The organism is Mesorhizobium sp. W067 (genome assembly GCF_054719525.1).
Window position 1 is genome coordinate 3,301,623 of the sequence record NZ_JBTTII010000001.1, and the last position, 23,623, is coordinate 3,325,245.

A 23,623-nucleotide genomic window follows, 5' to 3' on the forward strand; every position below is an offset into this window, starting at 1 on the left:
CTAAGTCTGTGATTTAAATTCATTCGTAGGCGCCAGGCGAAGCCGAATCGCGGCATTCTAAGGCTCTACAGTGCAAGCCGGTACTTCCAGCACAAGGATCGATGCGGCATGAGCGTAATGGTCAAGGAAAGCCCAATCAGCGAAAAGGACATGATCGCCCAGGCCGAGACGGCGCTGGCCGATATTTCCAGGGTGCGCGACGGCGTCGGCCGCGTCATTTTCGGCCAGGAAGTGGTGGTCGAGCGCACGCTGGTGGCGCTGCTTGCCGGCGGCCATGCACTGCTGGTCGGCGTGCCCGGCCTTGCCAAGACCAAGCTGGTCGAAACGCTCGGTGTCGTGCTCGGCCTCGATTCGCGCCGCATCCAGTTCACACCCGACCTGATGCCGTCGGACATTCTCGGCTCAGAGGTGATGGAACAGGACGAGGCCGGCAAGCGCTCCTTCCGCTTCATCTCCGGCCCGATCTTCGCGCAATTGCTGATGGCCGACGAGATCAACCGCGCCTCGCCGCGCACCCAGTCGGCGCTGCTGCAGGCGATGCAGGAATATCACGTCACCATCGCCGGCATTCGCCACGACCTGCCCGCGCCCTTCCATGTACTGGCGACGCAAAACCCGCTGGAGCAGGAAGGCACCTATCCCCTGCCCGAAGCGCAGCTCGACCGCTTCCTGATGCAGGTCGACATCCTTTATCCCGAAATCGAGGCCGAGCGGCGCATCCTGCTCGAAACCACCGGCATCGAGGACGCCAAGGCGCAAAACGTGCTGCAGCCGGCGCGGCTGAGGGAAATCCAGACGCTGATCCGCCGTATGCCGGTGCCCGAAAGCGTCGTCGACGCCATCCTCAAACTGGTGCGTTCGGCGCGTCCCGGCCAGGGCAATGCCGAGACCGACAAGCATGTCGCCTGGGGTCCCGGCCCGCGCGCCAGCCAGGCGCTGACGCTGTGCGCCCGTGCGCGCGCGCTTTATGACGGGCGGCTGGCGCCGTCGGTGGACGACATCCGCGCGCTGGCCGAACCGGTGCTGCAGCACCGCATGGCGCTGACCTTTGCCGCCCGCGCCGAGGGCACGACTGTGCGCGACGTGGTGGCGAAACTGGCCAAAGGAATCTGATGGCACGTATCGGCGAAGTCCAGGCACCGGCAGCGACGCGCGACGCGCTCGCCAGGGGCCGGTTGCGGGCTTCGCTGGTGCCGGACCTGCTGGTCGAGGCACGCCGTATCGTCAATACGGTAATTGCCGGCTGGCATGGCCGCCGCAAGCGCGGCATCGGCGAGAATTTCTGGCAGTTCCGCCCCTATGTCGAAGGCGATTCCTCGCGCATCGACTGGCGCCGTTCGGCCCGGGACGACCACACCTATGTGCGCGACCGCGAATGGGAAGCAGCCCACACGGTGTGGCTTTGGGCCGACCCATCGCCCTCCATGCTCTACAAATCGACTGGCGCCAGCGTTTCCAAGGAATCGCGCGCGCTGGTGCTGGCACTGGCCATGGCCGAATTGCTATCTCGCAGCGGCGAGCGCATCGCATGGCCCGGCCTGACAGATCCGTTCACCGCCCGCAACGGCGCCGAGCGCATCGCAGCGCAATTGATGCACGCCGCGGACCTGCCAGCAAAGCCTGACCTGTCCGCCATCCGCCGCTTCTGCGACATCGTCGTCGTGAGCGATTTCCTCGACCCGGTCGAGGAGACCATGGAATGGCTCGATGTGCTGGCGCGGCATGGCGTGCGTGCGCATCTGATCGAGGTTGCCGATCCGGCGGAGGAGACCTTTCCTTATGCCGGCCGCACCGAATTCACCGATCCCGAGACCGGCGACAAGTTGACCGCCGGCCGCGCCGAAATGCTCGGCGACGAATACCGCCTGCTCTACACCGCCCGCCGCCAGGAGATGGCCAGCTGGTGCAAGCGCCTCGGCTGGAGCTACACCGTCAACCACACCGATCGCCTCGCTTCCGAGGCGCTGGTGCGCATCCACATGGCGATGACCGCCGATGGCGCATTCGTGGGAAGGGCCGGCGCATGAGCTGGCTGCCGCTCTCCTTTGGCGCTCCCATGGTGTTGTGGGGCCTGCTCGCGCTGCCGGTGATCTGGTGGCTGCTCAGGCTCACACCGCCCAAGCCGCAGTCCGAAATGTTTCCGCCGCTGAAGATCCTCGCTCGCGTGCTGAAGCGCGAGGAAACGCCGCAGCAGAGCCCGTGGTGGCTGACGCTGCTGCGGCTGTTGATGGCAGCCCTTGTCGTCGCGGCATTAGCCGAACCCGTTTTCAATCCGCGCGAAAAATTGCCGGCCGAGGGCGCCGCCCTGGCGCTCGTCATCGACAATGACTGGGCGAGTGCCGCCGACTGGGGCAAGCGCGTCGCCACCGCCCAGAGGCTGATCGCCGATGCCGGTTCGAACGGCGTACCGGTCGTCATCGCCTTCACCGCCGAAAAGCCGAACGCCGAGATCGGCCCCTTCGATGCCGCGGCTGCCCTCGACCGGCTGCGCGCCGCCAAGCCGAGGCCGATCCCAACCGACCGACCCGCCGTCTATGCCCGCGTCGCCGGCGTGCTGGAAACCTTGCCCGGCGCCAGCGTTGCCGTTCTCGCCGACGGCCTTGCGGCAAAGGGCGACGAGGCCGCCTTCAACACACTGCTGTCGAAAAATGCCGCCCGTGTCGTCTGGGCCAATTCCGACCGGCTGGCGCTGACTGGGCTCACTGGCGCCGAAAATCAGGTCGACGGCTTCGCCCTGACCGCCATCCGCGCGCCCGGCGACCCGGCGCCGGCACAAGTCACCGCCGGCGCCTTCGACGACAAGGGCCGCCGCATCGCCGACGCGACGCTGACCTTCGCGCCGGGTGAGACTACCGCCAGCGGCACGATGGCGGTGCCGTTCGAACTGCGCAACGACTTCGCCTCGATCGCGCTCGACGGCGAACGCCAGGCAGGTGCGGTGCGCGTGCTCGACGAAAGCTCCAAGCGCCGCCGCGTCGGACTTTTATCGCAGGCCGAGGCCGACCAGGCGCAGCCGCTTCTGTCGCCGCTCTATTACATCAGGCGCGCGCTGCAGCCTTTCGCCGATCTGGTCGAACCGTCGAGCGTCGATCTCGCCGACGCCATCCCGCAGCTTCTCGACCAGAAGCCGGCGATGATCGTCATGGCCGATATCGGTACCATTCCGCCGCAGGTCCATCAGCGGCTGGTCGACTGGGTCGACAATGGCGGCACGCTGGTGCGCTTTGCCGGTTCGCGGCTGGCCGCCGCCGGCAATGACGATGATCTGTTGCCGGTCAGGCTGCGCACCGGCGAGCGCTCGCTTGGCGGCGCGCTGTCATGGACGACGCCGCAGGCGGTGACCGAATTCCCGAAGAACGGCCCGTTCGCCGACCTCGCACCGCCGGCCGAGGTCACGGTGAGCCGGCAGGTGTTGGCCGAACCGACGCCGGACATCGTCGAACGCACCTGGGCAACCCTTGCCGATGGCACCCCGCTGGTGACCGGGTTGAAGAAGGGCAAGGGCACGCTGGTTCTGTTCCACATCACCCCGGAAGCGACATGGTCGACGCTGCCGATCTCCGGCAGCTTCGTCGAGATGCTGCGGCGCATCGTGCAGCTGTCGCGCAACCAGGGTGCGGCGGTTGCCAACGCCGAAGCCGCTGCTACGTCGCTGGCGCCTTATCGCATGATAGCCGCCGACGGCACTTTGGTGCCGCCGACGCCGGACGCGCGACCGCTGGTCCCCGGCGCCGGCACGCTGCCGGTGACGTTCGAGAACCCGCCCGGCCTCTACGGCTCGGAAACCGGCGTTTTCGCCCACAATCTGCTCGAACCGGCCACCGCCTTCGCGCCGCTGGTGCGCCCGCAATTCACAGTGCCGGTGACCAATATCCAGTACGCTTTCGATGAATCGCGCGACCTCAAGGGATCGCTGGTCACAGCGGCACTTGTGCTTATGCTGCTCGACACGCTGGCGGTGTTCTGGATGGGCGGGCTGATGTCGCGCCGACCGCGCCGCGGCCGATCGGCCGCAGCAACGACGGCTGCGCTGCTGCTTGGCCTCGGCATGCTGTTTGGCCATGCCGACCTCGCCCACGCCGACGACGCCAAGCCCGGCGATGCCGCGGCAATCGAGGATATTGCCAAGACCCGCATCGCCTATGTGCTGACCGGTGTGCCCGGTGACGATTCGATCAGCCGCGCCGGGCTCGAAGGCCTGACCCGCTTCCTGATCGAGAAGACCGCGCTCGAGCCGGGCGCGCCGGCGGGCGTCGATATCTCGAAGGACGAGCTTTCCTTCTATCCGCTGATCTACTGGCCGATCGATCCTTCCGCGCCGATGCCGAGCCAAGCCGCGATCGCCCGCATCGACGCCTATATGCAGCAGGGCGGCACGGTGCTGTTCGACACGCGCGACCAGTTCGCCAACGGCATCGGTGCGGATTCGGCGAGCCCGGCGACGGAACGGTTGCGTGACATTCTCGGCAATCTCAATGTGCCGCCGCTGGAGCCGGTGCCCGCCGACCATGTGCTGACCAAATCCTTCTTCATCCTGCCCGAATTTCCCGGCCGCTTCTCCGGCAGCCCGCTCTGGGTGGAAGCCTCGCTCGAGGCCAGCAATGCCGAGAATCGGCCGGTACGCGTCGGCGACGGCGTCTCGCCGATCCTGATCACCGCCAATGATTTTGCCGGCGCCTGGGCCGTCGACGGGAATGGTGACCCGCTTTTGCCGACCGTGCCATCGGATCCGATGCAGCGCATCTATGCGCTGCGCGCCGGCGTCAACATCATGATGTACATGCTGACCGGCAACTACAAATCCGACCAGGTGCACGTGCCCATCCTGCTCGAACGGTTGGGGCAATAGGATCGCAGTATTGGCTAATTTCGTCTCGATCCTGTCTGGCGCCGGCGGCGCAGCCTCACCCTCACCCTCCCACTTTTGGGGAGGGTCGGCTCGCTGTCGCAGCGAAGCGAAGACAGTGAGCCGGGGTGGGGGTGCAGCGCCAGCGCTCTGTCGCCTACCCCCACCCCGCTCCGCTACGCGGATCGACCCTCCCCACAAGGGGGAGGGTAAACGATGAACTGGTCGATTTCCTTCGAACCGCTGCTGTCCTGGCCCTTGCTGGCTTTGGTGCTCGCACCGCTGCTGGTGCTGGCGGCTGTCGGCTTGTGGTTTCGCCAGCGCGGCGCGATCTTCCGCTTCGCGGCGCTGATTGCGCTGGGCGCAGCACTCCTCAATCCGGTCTTCCTCGATGAGGAGCGCGAGGCGCTGAAGAGCGTCGTTGCCGTCATCGTCGACCGCAGCCAGAGCCAGGATATCGGCGACCGGACCAAACAGACCGACGAAGCGCTTGCCGGTTTGCAGCAGCGCCTTGGCCGCTTCAAGCAGTTCGACGTCCGCGTCGTCGAGGCCGGCAAGTCGGAAGCCGCCGACGAGCGCACCGAGACCAAGCTTTTTGCAGCGCTTGAAGGCGCGTTCCGCGACGTGCCGCCCTCGCGCATCGGTGGCGCCATCATGATCACCGATGGCGAGGTGCATGACGCGCCGGCCGCCCCCGACTTCAATGCGCCGCTGCACGCGCTGATCACCGGCAACGAGCACGAGAAGGACCGCCGCATCCGCTTCGAGAACGCGCCGCGCTTCGGCCTCGTCGGCAAGCCGCTCGACATGACCTACCGCGTCATCGCCACCGACGGCGAAACCGGCCCGGTCGATGTCCGCGTCTCGGTCAATGGCGAGCAGGTCGCGGTCGAAGAGGCGACCATCGGCCAGGCGATGCCGCTGCAGGTGACCATCCCCGGCGCCGGCCGCAACATCGTCGAACTCTCCATTGACCGCGAGCCGGGCGAACTGACCGACGCCAACAACCGCGCCATCGCGCTGATCGACGGCATCCGCGAGAACTTGCGCGTGCTTTTGGTTTCCGGCGAACCGCATGCCGGCGAGCGCACCTGGCGCAATCTGCTGAAATCCGACGCCTCGGTCGATCTCGTCCATTTCACCATTCTGCGGCCGCCGGAAAAGCAGGACGGCACGCCGATCAACGAACTGTCGCTGATCGCCTTCCCGACCCGCGAGTTGTTCGTCGAGAAGATCAAGGATTTCGATCTCATCATATTCGACCGCTACCAGCACCGCGACGTGCTGCCGATCCTCTATTACGACTACATCTCCGAATACGTCGAAAAGGGCGGCGCGCTGCTGATCGCCGCCGGGCCAGAATATGCCGGCGACTCCTCGATTGCCCGCACCCCGCTAATGTCGTCGCTGCCGGCAATGCCGACCGGCGAAGTCATCGACAAGGCCTTCTATCCGCGCCTCACCGATCTCGGCCAGCGCCATCCGGTAACGCGCGGCCTCGACGGCTCGGCGACCGAGCCGCCGCGCTGGAGCCGCTGGTTCCGCACCATCGGCGTGCAGAACCCCGAAGGCGAAGTGGTGATGAAGGGCGCCGACAACCGCCCGCTGCTTCTGCTCGATCATAAGGGCGAAGGCCGCGTCGGCATGCTTCTGTCCGATCAGGGCTGGCTATGGGCGCGCGGCTTCGAGGGTGGCGGGCCGCATGTCCAGCTTTACCGCCGCATCGCCCACTGGCTGATGAAGGAACCTGAACTTGAGGAAGAGCGGCTGACCGCCGGCGGCCGCGGCATGATGCTGGAAATCCGCCGCCAGACGATGAGCGACGATCCCGGCCCGGCGCAGGTGATCACCCCTTCGGGCAAGGCGCTGATCGTCAAGCTGGAGAAGTCCGAACCCGGCGTTTTCCTGGGCAGCATCGAGACCAAGGAGATCGGCCTCTACCAGATCGGCAATGGTGACCTGACCGCACTCGCCCATGTCGGCCCGGTCAACGCGCCGGAATTCTCCGACGTCGTCTCTACCGAGGACCGCTTGAAGGCTCCGACTGAGGCCACCGGCGGCAGCGTGCGCCGGCTGGCGGCCTCCTCCACCCTTGGCCAGCTCACCGGCAGCGTCGCCCTGCCCTCCATCGTCCCGGTCCGCGCCTCCGGTGCGGCCTCGGGCGCAGACTGGATCGGCCTGCGCAGCAGCGACGACAGCGTGCTCAAAGCCGTCTCGCGCGTACCCCTGTTCGGCGGCTTCCTCGGCCTTTGCCTGCTGCTGCTGGCCATGGGCGCGATGTGGTACAGAGAGGGAAGGTAAGGATCCCTTCTCCCCGTCACTATACGGGGAGAAGGTGCCGGCAGGCGGATGAGGGGCAGCGCGAGCCTGAGATTGTTGGCAATCTCCTCGGCCCGCGCAAGCGAACTGTCATCGACCTCGGCGCTGCCCCTCATTGTCCTGCCGGACATTTCTCCCCGTATAATGACGGGGAGAAAGACGCTCAACCTACTCCTCCGGCTCCGTCGTAAACAGCAGCGGGTACCCCTTGGCCTTGGCCGCGTCGACGGCCCGTGTCGCCTTGGTCTCGGCGACATCCCTGGTGAAGACGGCAACGACGCAAACGCCGAGCCGGTGCGCGGTGATCATCACCCGGTTAGCCTGGTCTTCGCTGAGCTTGAACTCGCCCTTCAGCACCGTCACCACGAATTCGCGCGGCGTAAAATCGTCATTGATGAGGATGACCTTGTAGAGCTTCGGCCGCTCGGTCCGCGGCTTGGTCTTGGTGCGGGGTTTGGAACTGATTTCAGGCATCGGGAACCGGTATCGCGCGAGGGGTCGCTCTCACTTTGTCATGGGGGAAAGCCGTCGTCCATTTTGATCGGCGCGCCAAACCGGCTTCCCGGAAGTGCTGCCGTTCACAAATTTAGGAAGTGTATGCTGCGGTTCAACGGCCCTGGCGATTGGCGACGCGACGAGCCTGGAATTGCCGTGCGCTGGATGCCGCATCCGGCCTTGATCCGGCCGCCTTGTATTCGACCCAGGCGACCGCGAGCCAGCCGAAGAAGCAGGCCAGCGCCGCGCCGGTGATCACGGTAAGCAGCAGGCTTTGCCATGGTGTGATGTATTGCCAGCTGCTGGAGATTGCCGGTGCAAACAGCGACGGCTCTGTGCGCCCGCTCACCGGATCGGGCACCGGGCTGGCGGTGAACTGGATCAGCACCCTGACCATTGCCGAGGCCACAAGGCCGCCGATGGCCATCGAGCGCAGAATGGATGAAAGCCGCTTCTTCATGCGGGCTATCCTACCGGATCTGCATTGCAAACGGGTTAAAGTCCTGGGTGGCCGGCACCCATCAACGGGTAATCATGCTCACACGACAAGGCCGCTCCAGCCGGGGGGGTGCTGGAGCGGCCTTGTTACAGACAAGCCTGTTGGCTGTCTGGATCAGGCCTTCGGGGCGTCCGTCTTGACGACCTTCTTCGCCTTCTTGTGCTTCTTGACGGGCTTCTTGGCGACGACCTTCTTCACCGGGGGCTTGGCGGTCGTGGTCGCCGGAGCGGTGGTCGTGGAAGCAGCCGGAGCAGCGGTCGTGGTGGCAGCGGCATTGCCCAGAGCCGGCATTGCGAAAGCGAGAGCGACGGCGAGACCGGTGGCGGAGAGGATGGACTTTTTCATGGCTTCATTTCCTTCTTTGTGCGGGTCGTGTTTCGAGTGTCACTGAACCGGGTCGATCGGTGTCACTCCAAGCAGCTTCAAAGCGTTCGCGAGCATCCGGATACCCTGTGCCTGTTTCTTGTTGGCGCAGAACCGGTTTCCCTTTCTTTGCAGTGCTTTCGCCGCGGTGACCTGCGTTGCCGCGGCATGGGTTTCAAGGGCTTCGTCTACCTGGCGATTGAGATCGATGCAGCGCTCGCTCCTTGTGATCGGCGTCACCTTTACGGTTGTGGCTCCGACCGCGGCTGTGACGAGCGGAATGCTGAGCAGCGCACCCATCAAGCTGATCGTGAACCTGTGCATTGGTGATGTCCGTTACTCCGGAGACTTCGCGTCGCAGCCGATGTCCTGACCGCCACGGCACCCTTTATGCCCTTGATTTTTTTCGGGAGTTTTTCCGGACTATAGAATTTTGTTTCTGAATTGTTTCTGGCAAATCGGCTTTGCGGGCGATCATCGCCGCTGGCCAACATGTGGCCAGAATTCTATCGTGTGGGTGACGCCACAGAAGCAGACTCAGAAGGCAGCCGCCGACCGGCCGCCAGCAATGACAGGATCGCCGTGAAATCCGATGCGCACATACTGATCGTCGACGACGACAAGGGCATTCGCGACCTGCTTCAGGAATTCTTCCAGAAGCGCGGCCTGCGCACCACGGTTGCCGCCGACGGCGTCGAGATGGAAGACATACTGCGCCGCACGCAGGTAGACCTGATCGTGCTTGATGTGATGCTGCCAGGAAAGAGCGGGCTGGAGCTCTGCCGCGACCTGCGCGCCAGCTACTCGACGCCGATCATCATGCTGACGGCGGTCACCGAGACCACCGACCGCGTCGTCGGCCTGGAAATGGGCGCCGACGATTATGTGCCCAAACCCTTCGATCCGCGCGAGCTGCTGGCCCGCATCCGCGCCGTTTTGAGGCGCAATGGTGCTGCTGAGCCGAAGCGCGCCACCACCAAGCAGATCTATCATTTCGCCGGCTGGACGATGGACTGCTCGCGCCGCCGGCTGATGGCGCCGGGCGACGTCAGGGTCGAGCTGACGATGGCGGAGTTCAACCTGTTGCAGACCTTCGTCAAAAGCGCGCAGCGCGTGCTCACCCGCGACCAGCTCATCGAGCTTTCCGGCGGCGACAGCGACTATTCCTTCGATCGCAGTATCGACATCCTGGTCAGCCGTCTCAGGCGCAAGATGGAAGACGACCCCAAGACGCCGAAACTGATCCTGACCGTGCGCAGCGGCGGCTACCAGTTCCTGCCCGAGACCACCTCCGAATGAGACGGTTCCTGCCGCAAACCCTGCCGGTCTGGGTTTTGCTCATCGTCATTGCCGGCCTGCTGATCAGCCAGGTCGCTACGCTCTATATCGTCTCGCGCGATCGCGCCGTCGCCAATGACGAGGTCGATCTCTACCGGCTTAACGACCGCGCCTATTCGCTGGTGCAGCTGATGCATGACGACACGCCGGAGCAGCGCAAGCTGACGGCCTCCGGTCTGTTCAACGCCACCTATGCGCTCACCGTTTCGGACACGCCCGCGATCACCTCGTCGATCGCCGGCGACGACGAACTGGCCGAACTCGAGGACATCCTGGTCGGGCGGCTGTCGAAATTCGGCATCACCGACGCCCGCGTCCGGCGCGATCCGGCAACCCAGGCAGCCAACGCGCCTGGCGGTGTGGCCGTGACCAAGGATGTCGGCGCGGTGGAGCGCGACCTGTTATCGCTGGCGGCCAGCTTCGCCCAGAGCGACAAGCTGACGGCATCTGTCCGCTTCGCCGACGGCCAATGGCTGAATTTCACCGAACCCAACACGCCGGTCGGACCGATATTGAGCTTCGACAGCCTGCCGCTCTATTCGCTGATCGCGGCCCTGGTGGTGATCATGTCGATCTGGTCGCTACGCCGGCTGACGGCGCCCTATCGGATGATGGAAACGGCGGTCAACCGGATCGGCACGGACCTGAAGAGCCCGCCGATCGCCGAGACCGGCAGCCGCGAAATCCGCGCCGCGGCCAAAGCCGTCAACGCCATGCAGGTGAGGCTGCGCGACTATGTCGAGGACCGCGAACATCTGGCCGCCGCGCTCGCCCACGATCTGCGCACTCCGCTGACCCGCATGCGGCTGCGCCTCGAGCTGTTGCGCAGATCGACGGCGCGCGAGGCGCTCGCCCACGACCTCGCCGACATCGAGAGCATCGCCAGCTCCGTCATCGACTTCGCCACCTTCGAAGTCACCGAGGAGAAGAGCGAGCGGATCGATTTCTGGTCGCTGGTGGAATCGATCGCCGACAGTTTCGAGGACGTCACGTTCGACCATGACGGCGCCAGGCCGCGTGGCATGATCTGCATGGCGCGGCCGGTGGCGCTCAAGCGCTGCGTCAACAATCTGGTCCAGAATGCCGTGACCTACGGCAAGAAAGCCCATGTCAGCCTGCGGCAGTCGGACGGCACGGTCACGCTGGTTATCCGCGACGAGGGGCCGGGCATACCGCAGGCGCAGCTCGACCAGGTGTTCGGTTCCTTCGTGCGGCTGGAGCAATCGCGCAACCGCCAGACCGGCGGTCTCGGGCTAGGCCTGACCATTGCCCGCAACATTGCGCGTGCCGCCGGCGGCGATGTCAACCTGTCCAACCATCCTCGCGGCGGCCTGCTGACGGAGCTCAGCCTGCCGCTGGCGGCATAAGGCAGCAGACTAGCGTCTCGATGGGCACCGGGGGTGGATCAACCAACCCAACCTTGCAATAGTGCGGCCGCTCGAACAGGAGGAGATCGCCGCATGCTTTACGCCATCCTGGCCTATCACGTCGAACAGACCATCCAGTCCCTGACGCCGCAGCAGGACGCGGCGCTGATGCACGACCTGCTCGAGGTCAATGCCAGATTGACCCGCGAAGGCAAGCTCGGGCCGGCGGCAAGACTGGGCGCGACCGCCGACGCCGTCACGCTGCGTGGTCCGGGAGACGGCATCGTCATCGACGGGCCGTTTGCCGAGACCAAGGAACAATTGCTGGGTCTTTATGTCCTCGACTGCGCCACGCAGGAGGCGGCGATTGCGGCTGCGCGCGACTTGCGCCGCGTGAACCCCTCGGCGGTGTACGAGATCCGGCCGATCACATTTTACCTTCCCGGCCTGGCGTTCCCCGTGACGAAGGGCGATTTCCAGGAGGCCGCCAGCGGCTGAGAGCCGCTTGCCCTACCCCATGGCCGGTCAGGCAGAAGCGATCTCGTTGCCCAGGCGGACCGTTTCGGCGACGAGAAGGTCGAGATCCTCGCGCCGGGTCCGGTGGTTGTTGATCGCCACCCTCAGGCAATGCTGGCCTTGCACCGTGGTATCGGAAATGGCGGCGATGCCTTCTTCCTGCAGCCTCAGCATGATCTCGGTGTTGAGCGCCTTCGAGCGCTCGCCATCGAGCCCTTCCGCGCGATAGCGGAAGCAGACGATGTTGATGCTGGTCGGCGCTGTCAGTTCGAGCGCCGGTTGAGCCTCGATCAGGCCTGAGAGATACTGCCCCTGCGCAATGTTCTGGTCGATCAGACGGCCGAATTTTTCGACGCCGTGTTCCCGCAGCGCCATCCACACTTTCAGCGCCTTGAAGCCGCGTGTCGTCTGCAGACCGTAATCGTGCAGCCATTGGCCGGAGGCGAGGCCGCGCGGTGTCGATTCCAGATATTCCGGCGTCACCGCGAAGGTCTTGCGATGCGCCGAGGCATCCCTGACCAGCGCGCAGCCTGCCTCGAACGGAGCGTGCAGCCATTTGTGGGGGTCGAGCGCGATGGAATCGGCCCATTCGATGCCGGCGACACGACGCGCATTCTCGGGCGCGATCGCGATCAGCGCGCCGATGCAGCCGTCGACATGGAACCAGAGATCCTCCTCATGCGCCAGCTTGGCCAGCGCCTGCAGATCGTCGATGGCGCCGGTGTTGACAGTGCCGGCATTGCCGATGATGCAGGCCGGCTTGAACCCGGCCGCGCGATCTTCCGATATCGCCGCCCGCAAAGCTTCGATGTCGATGCGAAGTCCGGCGTCGCTGGCAATGCGCCGCAGCGCCTTGTTGCCGAGGCCGAGCGCTTCCATCCCCTTGCGGTGACAGGAATGGACCTGGTCCGAGCCATAGAAACGCAACGGCTTTTCGATTGCTCCAACGCCGTGCTCGCGCACGTCGATGCCGGCCTTGGTGTTGCGCGCCACGGTCAGCCCGATGATGTTGGCCATCGAACCGCCGCTGACCAGCGTGCCGCTGGCCGAAGCCGGCATGCCCATCATCTGCTTGCACCAGTCGACCACCTGGCCGTCCATCTCGGCGGCGGCATGGTTGCCGCCGCCGAGATTGGAGCCCTGGATTGCCGCCAGGAAATCGCCGATCGCGCCGGTAAAATTGCTCGACCCCATATACCAGGACCAGAAGCGCGGATGGATGTTGCCCATCGGATAGAGCATCACCTTGTCCACGACATCGCCATAGATGTCGGCAAGCGGGGTCGGCGATTGCGGCAGCGAGGCGGTGAAGAAATGCCTCACATCTCCAGGCATCTCCTGCCACACCGGCCGTTGCCTGACATCGCGCAGGTAAGCGACGGCATCGTCAACGATCCGATGCGACAGGCTTTGCACATCGGCCCAGTCCGAGGGGTCAAGCGTTTCCTCGGCAGCCGAGGTGACAGGCATCGCGTCCATGCAATTTGCTCCCGCGTCATCATGCCGGGAACTGGCAACCGGGCGTCGAGCGCGAGAGAGCAAGCTCTTCCGCATTCATCTCGGCCTCGATGCCGTCGAACAAAGGCGTGGTCATGTAGCGTTCACCGGTATCGGGAAGCATGCACAGGATCACCGATCCGGCCGGTGCCGTGCCGGCGATCTGGCGCGCCACGGCAAAAGCCGAACCGCCGGAAATGCCGGTGAAGATGCCTTCCTGCTGCGCCAGCGCCTTGGCCCATTTCATGCCCTCCGGCCCGGCGATCGGCATCACCTCGTCATAGAAGTTGCCATCGATGGCCTCCTGCAGGACGTGCGGGATGAAATCCGGCGTCCAGCCCTGGATCGGGTGCGGTTCGAAAGCCGGATGGCTGGCGGCCGGCGCTCCGCCGGCGCCACGCATCTGCGGCTTGCCGCTGCCGACAAGCTGCGCGTTGGCCGGTTCGGTGAGCACGATCCGGGTCTCAGGCCGCTCGCGGCGCAGCACCCGCGCCACGCCGGCGACGGTGCCGCCGGTGCCGTAGCCGGTGACGAAATAGTCGAGCCGCGAGCCGGCGAAATCGTTGACGATCTCGCGTCCCGTGGTTGCTTCATGGATGTCGGCGTTGGCCTTGGTCTCGAACTGGCGGGCCAGGAACCAGCCATTGGCTTCGGCCAGTTCCACCGCCTTCTTGTACATGCCGAAGCCTTTCTCGGCGCGCGGCGTCAGCACCACCTTGGCGCCCAGCATCCGCATCAGCTTGCGGCGCTCGACCGAGAAACTGTCGGCCATCGTCACCACCAGCTTGTAGCCCTTCTGCGCACAGACCATGGCAAGACCGATGCCCGTGTTGCCGCTGGTCGCCTCGACGATGGTCTGTCCCGGCTTGAGCGCGCCGGTGCGTTCACCTTCCTCGATGATGTTGAGCGCCAGCCGGTCCTTCACCGACGCAGCCGGATTGAAGAACTCGGCCTTGACGTAGATGGTCGCATGCGCCGGGCCGAGATTGTTGACGCGGATGACCGGCGTGTCGCCGACCGTATCGAGAATGCTGTCGAAAAGGCGGCCGCGGCCTGCCGTGGTTCTGATTTTCTGCTGATGCAACATGGGTAAACTCCTGGTTCTTGCTCACGGGCCGGTTACACACCGGCGGTTTGGGCGACGAGGTTTCGACACCTTGCCGCACTACAGGTCTTTGAAGTGCCACAATGTGGAAAGCACCACATTCGGCACACAATCTGCGAGCCGGGTGTGCACTTTGTCGCGTTCGGTGATAAAACAAGGTCCGGTGGGCAAGCGTGGGAAAAGGCGTGGAAACAGGCGTGGAATCGAGCCAGGCAAGCAGCCGGAAAGGCCTGTCTCTGCGGCTTTTCGGCCCGCTGGCGATTGTGCGCGACGCCGCTCCGGTGGCCTTGCCGGCATCGCGCAAGCTGCGCGCGCTGCTGGCCTATCTGGCGCTGGCGCCCCATCCGGTCGGACGTGGCAAGCTCTGCGAGTTGCTGTGGGACGTTCCAAATGATCCCAGGGGTGAGCTTCGCTGGTGCCTGAGCAAGCTGCGGGCCGCGCTCGACGAACCGGGCCGCGGCCGGATCGTAACCGTGCATGATACGATCGTGCTTGATCTCGACGGTATCTCGGTCGACGTGCTGGATGTTGGCGCGGCAACTGCCGCAGGCATCGAAACGCTCGAGCCGACGCGACTGCAGTTGCTCTCCGGCCTGTTCGTCGGCGACTTCCTCGAAGGGCTGGAGATCGACCGCAGCCCTCTCTTCAACAGCTGGCTGACCGCGCAGCGCCGCCGTTTCGGTTCCTGCCAAGCTGCTATACTGGAACATCTGGTCAAGACGCTGCCGGCCGATTCCGAAGACGTCTCCGCCCATCTCGAAAAATGGCTGGAATTGACCCCGTTCGACAGCAGCGCCCATGTCGCACTCCTGGTGAGGCTGGCGCGGCGCGGCCAGTTCGGCGCCTGCGAAGACCATCTTGCCGCTACGGCATCGCTCTTCCAATCGGAAGAGCTGGATTTCGGCCCTGTGCGCCAGGCGTGGCTTGCCATTCGCGCGGAACGTCACTGCGCGACTTTGCCGGCACAGCCTGCGGTGGCGCCGGTGGCGGGCCACAGCCCGATCGCGCGTGCCCCCACCGAAGCCGCGACACCGCACAAGGCTTCGCTTGCCGTCATGCCGTTCGCCGAAGATGCCGGCGGCGTTCGTGGTGGGCTGGCCGACGGCTTGACCCATGACATCATTACCCGCCTCGCCAAGCTCAGGGATTTTTTCGTCATTGCCCGCGGCTCGGTCTTTGCCCTGGCGGAAAAGAACATCGCGCCGGAGGATGCCGGCCGCCGGCTGAATGTCGACTATGTCGCCACCGGCTCGGTGCGCAGTCTGGCGGGCCGGCTGACCGTCACCGTCGAGCTTGTCGAGGTTCGCACGGCCAGGATCGTCTGGGCCGAGACCTTCGAGCGCAAGCCCGAGGACATCTTCATTGTCCTCGACGACATCGGCAACAGCATCGTGGCCTCTATCTCATCCGAGATAGAGATGGTCGAGCGCAACCGCGCCATGCTGAAGGCGCCCAATTCGCTCAACGCCTGGGAGGCTTACCATCGCGGCCTCTGGCACATGTATCGCTTCACCCGCAGCGAGAACTACCTCGCACGGCATTTCTTCGACATTGCTGTCAGGCAGGATCCGACCTTCACCCGCGCCTATGCCGGCCTGTCCTTCACCCATTGGCAAAGTGCTTTCCAGCGCTGGGGCGACCGCGACCAGGACAGCGCGCTCGCCTTTGAGGCGGCCGGCCAAAGCCTGCTGGTCGACGACCACAATCCGGCCGCGCACTGGGCGATGGGCCGGGCGCTGTGGCTGCGCGGCGAAGGCGACCAATCCCTGCTCGAACTGGAGAGAGCCGTCGACCTCAGCCCCAACTTCGCCCTCGGCCACTATGCGCTGTCTTTCGTGCAGTCGCAGTCGGGCGATCCGCAAGCGGCGATCGGATCGTCGGATCATTCGCGCCATTTGTCACCGTTCGATCCGATGCTGTTCGGCATGTTGGGCGCGCGCGCCATGGCCCATGTCCGCCTCGGCCAGTTCGACGAGGCAGCCGATTGGGCACTGAAGGCGGCCGCCCGCCCCAACGCCCATGTCATCATCTTGTCGATCGCCGCCCACTGCCTGGCGCTGGCCGGACGGCTTGACGAGGGGAAAAACTTCGCTGCAGCCATCCGCAAGACGCTTCCGGGCTACCGCACCGACGACTTCATCGACGCCTTCCGCTTCGATCCGGATGCCACAGCCCTGTTCAAGCTCGGCGCCAAGCGCATCGGGCTGAGCTAATTCAGCCCGATGCCTGGTAGGAACCCTAGCGCCGCAACACTGCGCTCAGCACATCGCGTATGCCGATGGCGCCGACAAAGCGGGACTGGTCGTCGAACAGCGCCACGGGTGCCGTCTGCGAGCGGTGCATGGCCAGCATCACCGTCTTCAGCGACGTGCCGGGGTTGGCCCAGAACACCTGCGCCGTCTCCTCCGGCTGCGCCTCGACATCGGCGCATGAAACCCATACCGCCGGTTTGCCGTCGCGTTCCGCCGCCGCCACCAGCCCGTGCTCGTCGATCTTAAAGCGCGTCGTCTTGCGCCGGTCGAGCCACACCCAGCCATTATCGCCGTGCTCGAGGTCGCGGCTGTCGCGCATGACGTTCCAGGCGGTCAGCACCGACAACGGATTCACATTGGCGATGAAGTCGCGGACATAGTCGTTGGCGGGCTTGAGCACGATGTCTTCCGGCGCCCCGGTCTGCACGATGCGACCGCCCTCCATGATGGTGATGTGGGTGCCGATCTTCAGCGCCTCTTCCAGATCATGGCTGACGAAGATGATGGTCTTCTTCAGCTCCGCCTGCAGCTGCAGCAATTCGTCCTGCAGCTTGGTGCGGATCAGCGGATCGAGCGCCGAGAACGGCTCGTCCATCAGCAGGATCGGCGCCTCGGTGGCGAAGGCACGGGCCAGGCCGACGCGCTGCTGCATGCCGCCGGACAGCTCATGCGCGTATTTCTTCGACCACTGGTCGAGATTGACCAGTTTCAGCTGGCGTTGCACGCGCTCCTTGCGCTCTTGCTCCGGCACGCCGGCGAGTTCGAGGCCGAGGCCGACATTCTCCTCCACCGTACGCCAGGGCAGCAGGCCGAACTGCTGGAACACCATCGCCACCTGCTTCTGGCGCAGCCGCCGCAGCGTCGCCTGATCGCAGGTCACGACATCGACGATATTGTCGCCGTCCTTGACCAGCACCTGGCCGCGCGACACCACGTTGAGCCGGTTGACCGCCCGCAGCAGCGTCGACTTGCCCGAGCCGGACAGGCCCATCAGCACCGAGATTTCGCCCTCATGCACGGTCAGGCTGGCGCCGGCGCAACCCAGCACATTGCCGGTCTTTTCAAGGATTTCGGCGCGCGTGGCGCCGCCATCGATCAGCGCTAGCGAACCGGCCTGGTCGGACCCGAAGACGATATCGACATTTTTGAAATCGACGGCGACGGTCATTTCTTGCCTCCAACGCCGATACGCGTCATCCGGTCGAGCACGATGGCGAGTACGACAATCGCCAGGCCCGCCTCGAGCCCGAGATCGATGCGGCGCGAGCCGAGCGCGCGGTTGATTTCAGTGCCGAGGCCGCCGGCGCCGATGAGTGCTGCAAACACCACCATCGACAGCGACAGCATGATCGATTGCGTCAGCCCGGCCATGATGGTCGGCAGCGCTGAGGGCAATTCGACCTTCCACAGCAGCTGCTGCTTGGTGGCGCCAAACGCCTCGCCGGCCTCGATGATCGACTTCGGCACCGAGACGACGCCGAGATGGGTGAGCCGGACCGCGGTCGGGATGACAAAGATGATGGTGACGATGAGGCCGGGCGCGTTGCCGAGACCGAACAGGGTCAGGACCGGGATCAGGTAGACGAAGGTCGGCAGCGTCTGCATCAGGTCGAGCACCGGCAGCATGATGCGGTAGACCTTCGGCTTGTGCGCGGCCCAGATGCCGAGCGGCACGCCGATGGCCATCGCCATGGCGGCGGCGGCCACGACCAGCACCAGCGTCTGCACCGTCTGCTTCCAGAGGTTCTGGTTGATGATGAAGATCAGGCCGAGAAAGACGCCTATGGCCAGCGGGCGCGAGCGCTGCAGCAGCCAGGCGATGATGGCGATGATCAGCGCCAGCAGCACCGGCGGCACCATCAAAAGGATGCCAACCAGCCCGTCGAGCAGGAAATTGAGGCCATTCGAGAAGGCTCTGAACACGGTGTCGAAATTGTCGGTGAGGAAACCGAAGAACGCCTTTCCCCAGGCGCCGATCGGTATCTTGTGATCAACCATGAATTTCGAAATCGGATCCATATCGCCCCTCTCATGCGAGAGACCGCCTGCTTCCGGCCTCCGCTGTCGTTAGGTCATCTTCTCACAGGATATGAAAAAGGGCAGCCTTTTCTAGATTGGCTGCCCTTCCTGGTTCGGCTTTGCCGAATTCAGTCGGCTCAGCTTCCGAGCGCGGTCTTGACCGCCGCTGCCGCATCACCGCCATCGAAGGTGGTGACGCCGGCAATCCACGGCGCAACCGCGTCAGGGTGCTTCTTCAGCCAGTCGGCTGCGACCGTGTTGGCGTCGCCGCCCTTCAGGATCGCGTCCATCATCTCGCCTTCCATGTCCAGGTTGAACTTCAGGTTGGCGATGAACTTGCCGGCATTCGGGCATTCGGTGGTGTAGCCCTTGCGCACATTGGTGTAGACGGTGGCGGCGCCGAAGCCGCTGTCGCCCATGCCGTCGAGATAGGTGAGCTTCATGGCGCCCATCACCGGATGCGGCGTCCAGCCGAGGAACGCGATCCACTCATTGTTCTTGATCGACTGCTCGGCCTGCGTCAGCATGCCGGCTTCCGAGGACTCGACCAGCTCGAAGCCTTCGAGATTGTCCTTCGGGTTCTTGATCATGTCGAGGATGATGCGGTTGCCGTCATTGCCCGCCTCGATGCCGTAAATCTTGCCGTTGAACTTGTCCTTGAACTTGCCGATGTCGGTCAGCGACTTGACGCCGGCCTCCGCGACATAGGTCGGTACGACGATGCCGTAGCCGGCGCCGGTCAGGTTGGTGCCGATCGTCTCGACCGAACCATCGGCGGTGTAGTCCTTGATGTCGTTGGTCATCGACGGCATCCAGTTGCCGAGGAAGACGTCGAGATCCTTGTTTTTCAGCGACGCCATGGTCACCGGTACCGATAGCTGGATCGTCTGCGGCTCGTAGCCGAGCGCGGTGAGCAGCACCGAAGCGACGCCGGTGGTTGCCTGGATGTCGGTCCAGCCGACATCGGAAAGGCGCACCGCCTTGCAGCTCTCCGGATCGCCGGCAAGTGCAGCGCTCGTGGACAGAAAAGTCGCCAGGCCGAGGCCGGCGACGAAGGTGTTCATACGCGACATTGGCAGTCTCCCATTGTGATTCTTTGGCGAAGCGTAGTTACGGTTTCTCTGCCCGCCTTGTTTCGTCAGCCAAACACCATTCTGGTGTGGTTTCAAGCGCTAAGACAATCACGATCAACGGCGCGGACTGGCCAAACAGCGACACGCCCGCCGCTTTTTCGATTGCAGACGGCTTTTCCCATGAAATGCAGCGGTGCCCTCTCCCCGCGCCGCGCCAACTCGGCTTAAAAGGACGGCATGGCCAAGCTCTACTTCCACTATGCGACGATGAATGCCGGCAAAACGACAATGCTGCTGCAGGCGTCCTACAATTATCGCGAACGCGGTATGACGACGATGCTGTTCGTCGCCGGCCACTACAGAAAGGGCGACACCGGGCTGATCTCGTCGCGCATCGGCCTGGAGACCGAGGCCGAGATGTTCCGCGACGGCGACGATCTCTACGCTCGCGTCGCCGAGCATCACGAACATACGACGGTGCATTGCATCTTTGTCGACGAGGCGCAATTTCTCGAGGAAGAGCAGGTCTGGCAGCTCGCCCGTATCGCCGACCGGCTGAACATCCCGGTGATGTGCTACGGCCTGCGCACCGATTTCCAGGGCAATCTGTTTTCCGGTTCGCGAGCGCTTCTGGCCATCGCAGACGATCTGCGCGAAGTGCGCACCATCTGCCGCTGCGGCCGCAAGGCGACGATGGTCGTGCGTCTCGGCGCTGACGGCAAGGTGGCCAGACAAGGCGAACAGGTGGCGATCGGCAAGGACGTCTATGTCTCGCTCTGCCGCCGCCACTGGGAAGAGGAAATGGGCCGCGCCGCGCCCGACGATTTCATTGGCTTCACCAGAGGCTGAACGCCGGGGCAACATGAAAATTCTGCAGTTCACAGTCGATTGCCCGTTTCCGCCGATCTCCGGCGGCGAGATCCGGAACGCCGTCAATGCACGCGCTTTGGCAACGATGGGCGAAGTCCTGACGGTAAGCCTGACTGGCGCCCCGGCACCCTCCACACCGCCGAACATCCGTCACCGGATCATCGAGGCAGCGCGCGGCAGGGCGCCTTGGGGCAGGCGCAGCCCGCACCCGACCGTGCATATGATGCCGGACGACGAGCTGGCCGAAGCCGACGCCATCTGGAGGGAATTCGCGCCCGATCTCGTGGTGATCGAGGAAATTGTGCTTTCGCAGCTGCTGACGCTGGCGCCGAAGCATCGCGCGCGCACCGTCCTTGACCAGCACAACATCGATTCCCGGACGGTGTCCGACCGGATCGCCGGCCTGACGCTGTGGCAGCAAATTCGAGACTGGCGCCAAAACAGGCGAAGGAAGGCAGAGGCGCGCGAAGCCGACAGGTGTGCGGCTGCCCTGGCCGACCAGGTCTGGGTTTGTTCGCGGGCCGACGAAGCGCTTCTGTCCGCTCTCGGCCCCGTCAACGACGTCAGGTTCGTCGCCAACCCCATTCCAGACGAGAGCGTGCTTTCCCTGCCGATTGCTGCCGAGCGCTTCAGTGAACTCAGCCTGTGTTTCATAGGCCATCTCGGCTATTTCCCCAACATCGACGCCGTCAAGCAGATCGGCCGCGCGATGGCGCCGCGCCTCGCCGCTTCCGGCCGGCCCTGGTCGATCACCGTCGCCGGCAGAAACCCGCGCGATGTCGTGCGCGGTCTATGCACCAGGCATGGTCTGCGGTTGATTGAGAACCCGCCGCATCTGCCGGAATTGCTTGGACGCGCCGGCTATGCGCCGATCCCGCTGCGCTTCGGCGGCGGAACCCGCATCAAGGTGCTGGAGGCGATGGCGGCGGGCCTTGTCGTCGCCGCCACCGAAAAGGCCGTCGAAGGGCTTGGCCTGCAGGCGGGCAGGCATTTCCTGTCCAGCGACGATGCCGGCAAGTTGGCATCGAAAATCATCGATCTCGCGACACGCCCGCAAGCGGCCGCCGAGATGGCGGAGATCGGCCGCGCTTTCGTGCGCGATAATCATTCGTCGGCGGCGATTGAAAAGCAGGTCAAGCAGGCGGTCGCGGCGATCCCGCGCACGGATTGAGCCCGGCTGCTATCCAGCGGCATACGGCGTTTGTTAAGGCCTGCAGCCTATTTTTCCCTCAGCCAGAGCCAGCCGGGAACCGCCATGCTTCGAGCCATTTCATCAGCCCTTGTCATTTACTTGGCCAGTATCCTCGCCGCGCAGGCCGACGGCGATGCAGCACTTGGCAAGAAAGTGTTCTACCGCTGCATGGCCTGTCACGAGGCGGCAAGCGACCGCGACAAGGTCGGCCCGCATCTCCTCGGTATCGTCGGCCGGACCGCCGGCACCGCCCAGAATTTCAACTATTCGCAGGCCATGAAGGACGCCGGCGCGGCCGGCCTCGTCTGGGACGAAGCCAACCTCAAAGCCTATCTTGGCGCTCCCAAGCTGAAAGTGCCGGGCAACAGGATGGCCTTCTCCGGCCTGAGCAGCGACGAGGACATCGCCAACGTCATCGCCTATCTGAAGGCCGATCCGAAGCCTTAAACGTCGCGATGGGTAGCCTGATGGCGACGGCTTCCGCCAGCTGTCTCGCGCTTGCAACTCGTTGAGTCCCCTGTCGAATTCAGGACACCCACACTGTCCGAAATCGACTTCTTCGCAGCCGTCAAAGTTCAATGACAGTTGAACAATACTTGGCCGGCTGGTTAATCACGCCATGACCCCGCCTTCATTGCCTTTCAAGACGACCAGGTATTTTTTTGTTTTCGGGGCGGGTCTTGTCTTGCGTCTTTCAATCCCCTGATACCCCACATATATTCGCCGCTGTTCGCAGCCAGCGACCGGAAGCCGAAGCGGGAGGCCCCTATGGCGACATTGCAGAATTTCGATGCCGAAATTGCCAAGACCAGGCAGGTCGTGCAGGACATGCGCTCCAAGATCGAGCAGTCCGGCACCGTGCTTGATACGCTGGCCACCGCCGACAAGAAGATCGGAGACGCCAATTTCGACATCGAGAATGCCCGCATCGAGGACGTGCTGAAGCAGCAGAAGGTGATGGAAGGCAACATCGCCGACCTGATCATCGGGCTGGAAGACGCCACCAACGTCTTCGGCACCGAATTCGAGAGCATGAAGAACTACACCGGCTGGGAAAGCTTCGTCGGTATCTTCTCGGCGCAACGCAAGCAGCGCATGCGCACCGACCGCGTCCGCAACATGTCGCTGGCCGGCAATCTGCAGGAGCTTCTGGTCAAGTCCGACACCATCGTCGGCATCCTGAAAGCGCAGAAAGAGGTCCTCGACCAGCGCTACAAGACCTCGGAAAACAGCCTGTCGCAGGTGATCGAGCGCCGCAAGGTCACCATGACCAACCTCGAGGCGGTGCAGAAGCGCATCGAGGAGGTCAATCCGCTGCTGCTCGACATCGAAAACAAGATCGCCGCTTCTACCAGTCAGAAGGAGCGCACGCAGCTTGAGGGCGAGCGCTCGAAACTGGCGACCGAATACAATGAAAAGCAAGCCAAGGAGCAGGAGCTTCTGGCCGAGAGCCAGACGCTGGAACGCTACACCTCGATGTTCCAGACCTTCGTCGATTCGCTCAACAATCAGATCGCAGCCCAGTCGACGCTTATCAACAAGCTGACCATCGATACGGAGCAGCGCATCGTGCTCTACAAGGCACTGGAAGATTCCTTGAAGACCGCCGCCCAGCAGGATGTCGCCCACAAGATCAACACGCTGGGCAGCCAGGTTGACAACACCGCCGAAGAGACCATGGCCGGCATTGGCGCCGCCTCGCAAAAGCACATCGGCGATCTTCTCGAAATGCACGAGAAGAACATGGTCGCCAGCTCCGACATCCAGCGCCGCAAGAAGCTCGCCGACGACGCCTTCGCCCGCCGTTTCGACGACGTGATGAAGAAGCACAATTCGGCCAACTACGTGCAGTCGTAAGGAGCGGCTGCACGC

At 64.2% G+C, this 23,623-nt stretch carries 21 protein-coding genes; 12 read left to right on the top strand and 9 right to left on the bottom strand.

Annotation, left to right across the window (positions count from 1 at the left end):
* Positions 1-108 precede the first annotated feature (108 nt).
* The 4 genes from ACYG97_RS16130 (at position 109) to ACYG97_RS16145 (ending at position 7,147) form a co-directional block, all read left to right on the top strand.
* On the top strand, positions 109-1,113 hold the full coding sequence (locus ACYG97_RS16130) for an AAA family ATPase (RefSeq protein ID WP_023670009.1): 1,005 nt from the start codon (positions 109-111) through the stop codon (positions 1,111-1,113).
* On the top strand, positions 1,113-2,027 hold the full coding sequence (locus tag ACYG97_RS16135) for a DUF58 domain-containing protein (RefSeq protein ID WP_023683683.1): 915 nt from the start codon (positions 1,113-1,115) through the stop codon (positions 2,025-2,027). The genes ACYG97_RS16130 and ACYG97_RS16135 overlap by 1 nt, the downstream gene beginning before the upstream one ends.
* Positions 2,024-4,849, top strand: coding sequence for a DUF4159 domain-containing protein (locus ACYG97_RS16140; protein WP_023733363.1), 2,826 nt, complete (start codon positions 2,024-2,026; stop codon positions 4,847-4,849). The genes ACYG97_RS16135 and ACYG97_RS16140 overlap by 4 nt, the downstream gene beginning before the upstream one ends.
* A 213-nt stretch (positions 4,850-5,062) precedes the next feature.
* A complete protein-coding gene (locus tag ACYG97_RS16145) occupies positions 5,063-7,147 on the top strand; it encodes a membrane protein (protein WP_023733364.1) in 2,085 nt (694 codons plus the stop codon).
* A gap of 186 nt (positions 7,148-7,333) precedes the next feature.
* Here ACYG97_RS16145 and clpS read toward each other — a convergent pair whose 3' ends face one another.
* From clpS to ACYG97_RS16165, 4 genes are all read right to left on the bottom strand, one after another.
* Positions 7,334-7,639 (bottom strand): ATP-dependent Clp protease adapter ClpS, encoded by a 306-nt coding sequence (gene clpS, locus ACYG97_RS16150; protein ID WP_023670006.1) that lies wholly within the window; start codon positions 7,637-7,639, stop codon positions 7,334-7,336.
* Between the two features lie 133 nt (positions 7,640-7,772).
* Complete coding sequence (locus tag ACYG97_RS16155) at positions 7,773-8,120, bottom strand: hypothetical protein (protein WP_023713954.1); 348 nt, start codon at positions 8,118-8,120, stop codon at positions 7,773-7,775.
* Between the two features lie 153 nt (positions 8,121-8,273).
* Positions 8,274-8,504, bottom strand: a complete 231-nt coding sequence (locus ACYG97_RS16160; protein WP_023670004.1) for a hypothetical protein — start codon at positions 8,502-8,504, stop codon at positions 8,274-8,276.
* Positions 8,505-8,543: 39 nt separating this feature from the next.
* Entirely contained in the window at positions 8,544-8,846 is a 303-nt protein-coding gene (locus ACYG97_RS16165; RefSeq protein WP_023733365.1) for a hypothetical protein, read from the bottom strand.
* A 258-nt stretch (positions 8,847-9,104) separates the two neighbouring features.
* On the opposite strand from ACYG97_RS16165, the gene ACYG97_RS16170 reads away from it, so the two are divergent.
* The 3 genes from ACYG97_RS16170 (at position 9,105) to ACYG97_RS16180 (ending at position 11,725) form a co-directional block, all read left to right on the top strand.
* Positions 9,105-9,821: a response regulator gene (locus tag ACYG97_RS16170; RefSeq protein ID WP_023670002.1), complete on the top strand. Its 717-nt coding sequence runs from the start codon at positions 9,105-9,107 to the stop codon at positions 9,819-9,821.
* Positions 9,818-11,227 (top strand): ATP-binding protein, encoded by a 1,410-nt coding sequence (locus tag ACYG97_RS16175; protein WP_023733366.1) that lies wholly within the window; start codon positions 9,818-9,820, stop codon positions 11,225-11,227. Before ACYG97_RS16170 ends, ACYG97_RS16175 begins: the two co-directional genes overlap by 4 nt.
* 93 nt (positions 11,228-11,320) lie before the next feature.
* Positions 11,321-11,725: a YciI family protein gene (locus ACYG97_RS16180; RefSeq protein WP_023733367.1), complete on the top strand. Its 405-nt coding sequence runs from the start codon at positions 11,321-11,323 to the stop codon at positions 11,723-11,725.
* Between the two features lie 27 nt (positions 11,726-11,752).
* On the opposite strand, the gene ACYG97_RS16185 is transcribed toward ACYG97_RS16180, so the two are convergent.
* The gene (locus tag ACYG97_RS16185; RefSeq protein ID WP_023733368.1) at positions 11,753-13,222 is read right to left on the bottom strand and encodes a pyridoxal phosphate-dependent decarboxylase family protein; all 1,470 of its coding nucleotides are present in this window, start codon (positions 13,220-13,222) and stop codon (positions 11,753-11,755) included.
* A gap of 19 nt (positions 13,223-13,241) precedes the next feature.
* A complete protein-coding gene (locus ACYG97_RS16190; RefSeq protein ID WP_023733369.1) occupies positions 13,242-14,327 on the bottom strand; it encodes a PLP-dependent cysteine synthase family protein in 1,086 nt (361 codons plus the stop codon).
* A gap of 203 nt (positions 14,328-14,530) precedes the next feature.
* Here ACYG97_RS16190 and ACYG97_RS16195 point away from each other — a divergent pair, with 203 nt between their 5' ends.
* Entirely contained in the window at positions 14,531-16,558 is a 2,028-nt protein-coding gene (locus tag ACYG97_RS16195; protein ID WP_023733370.1) for a transcriptional regulator, read from the top strand.
* Positions 16,559-16,583: 25 nt separating this feature from the next.
* Here ACYG97_RS16195 and choV read toward each other — a convergent pair whose 3' ends face one another.
* From choV to ACYG97_RS16210, 3 genes are all read right to left on the bottom strand, one after another.
* Entirely contained in the window at positions 16,584-17,765 is a 1,182-nt protein-coding gene (choV, locus tag ACYG97_RS16200) for a choline ABC transporter ATP-binding protein (RefSeq protein ID WP_023669996.1), read from the bottom strand.
* A complete protein-coding gene (gene choW, locus ACYG97_RS16205) occupies positions 17,762-18,616 on the bottom strand; it encodes a choline ABC transporter permease subunit (protein WP_023669995.1) in 855 nt (284 codons plus the stop codon). The genes choV and choW overlap by 4 nt, the downstream gene beginning before the upstream one ends.
* Before the next feature lie 137 nt (positions 18,617-18,753).
* Entirely contained in the window at positions 18,754-19,689 is a 936-nt protein-coding gene (locus ACYG97_RS16210; RefSeq protein WP_023686157.1) for a choline ABC transporter substrate-binding protein, read from the bottom strand.
* 237 nt (positions 19,690-19,926) lie between these two features.
* On the opposite strand from ACYG97_RS16210, the gene ACYG97_RS16215 reads away from it, so the two are divergent.
* The 4 genes from ACYG97_RS16215 (at position 19,927) to ACYG97_RS16230 (ending at position 23,608) form a co-directional block, all read left to right on the top strand.
* Complete coding sequence (locus tag ACYG97_RS16215; RefSeq protein WP_023669993.1) at positions 19,927-20,538, top strand: thymidine kinase; 612 nt, start codon at positions 19,927-19,929, stop codon at positions 20,536-20,538.
* Between the two features lie 13 nt (positions 20,539-20,551).
* Positions 20,552-21,730 (top strand): glycosyltransferase, encoded by a 1,179-nt coding sequence (locus tag ACYG97_RS16220; RefSeq protein WP_023733371.1) that lies wholly within the window; start codon positions 20,552-20,554, stop codon positions 21,728-21,730.
* Positions 21,731-21,814: 84 nt separating this feature from the next.
* On the top strand, positions 21,815-22,198 hold the full coding sequence (locus tag ACYG97_RS16225; protein ID WP_023733372.1) for a c-type cytochrome: 384 nt from the start codon (positions 21,815-21,817) through the stop codon (positions 22,196-22,198).
* A gap of 321 nt (positions 22,199-22,519) precedes the next feature.
* Positions 22,520-23,608 (top strand): hypothetical protein, encoded by a 1,089-nt coding sequence (locus tag ACYG97_RS16230; protein WP_023733373.1) that lies wholly within the window; start codon positions 22,520-22,522, stop codon positions 23,606-23,608.
* The last annotated feature ends 15 nt before the right edge of the window (positions 23,609-23,623 follow it).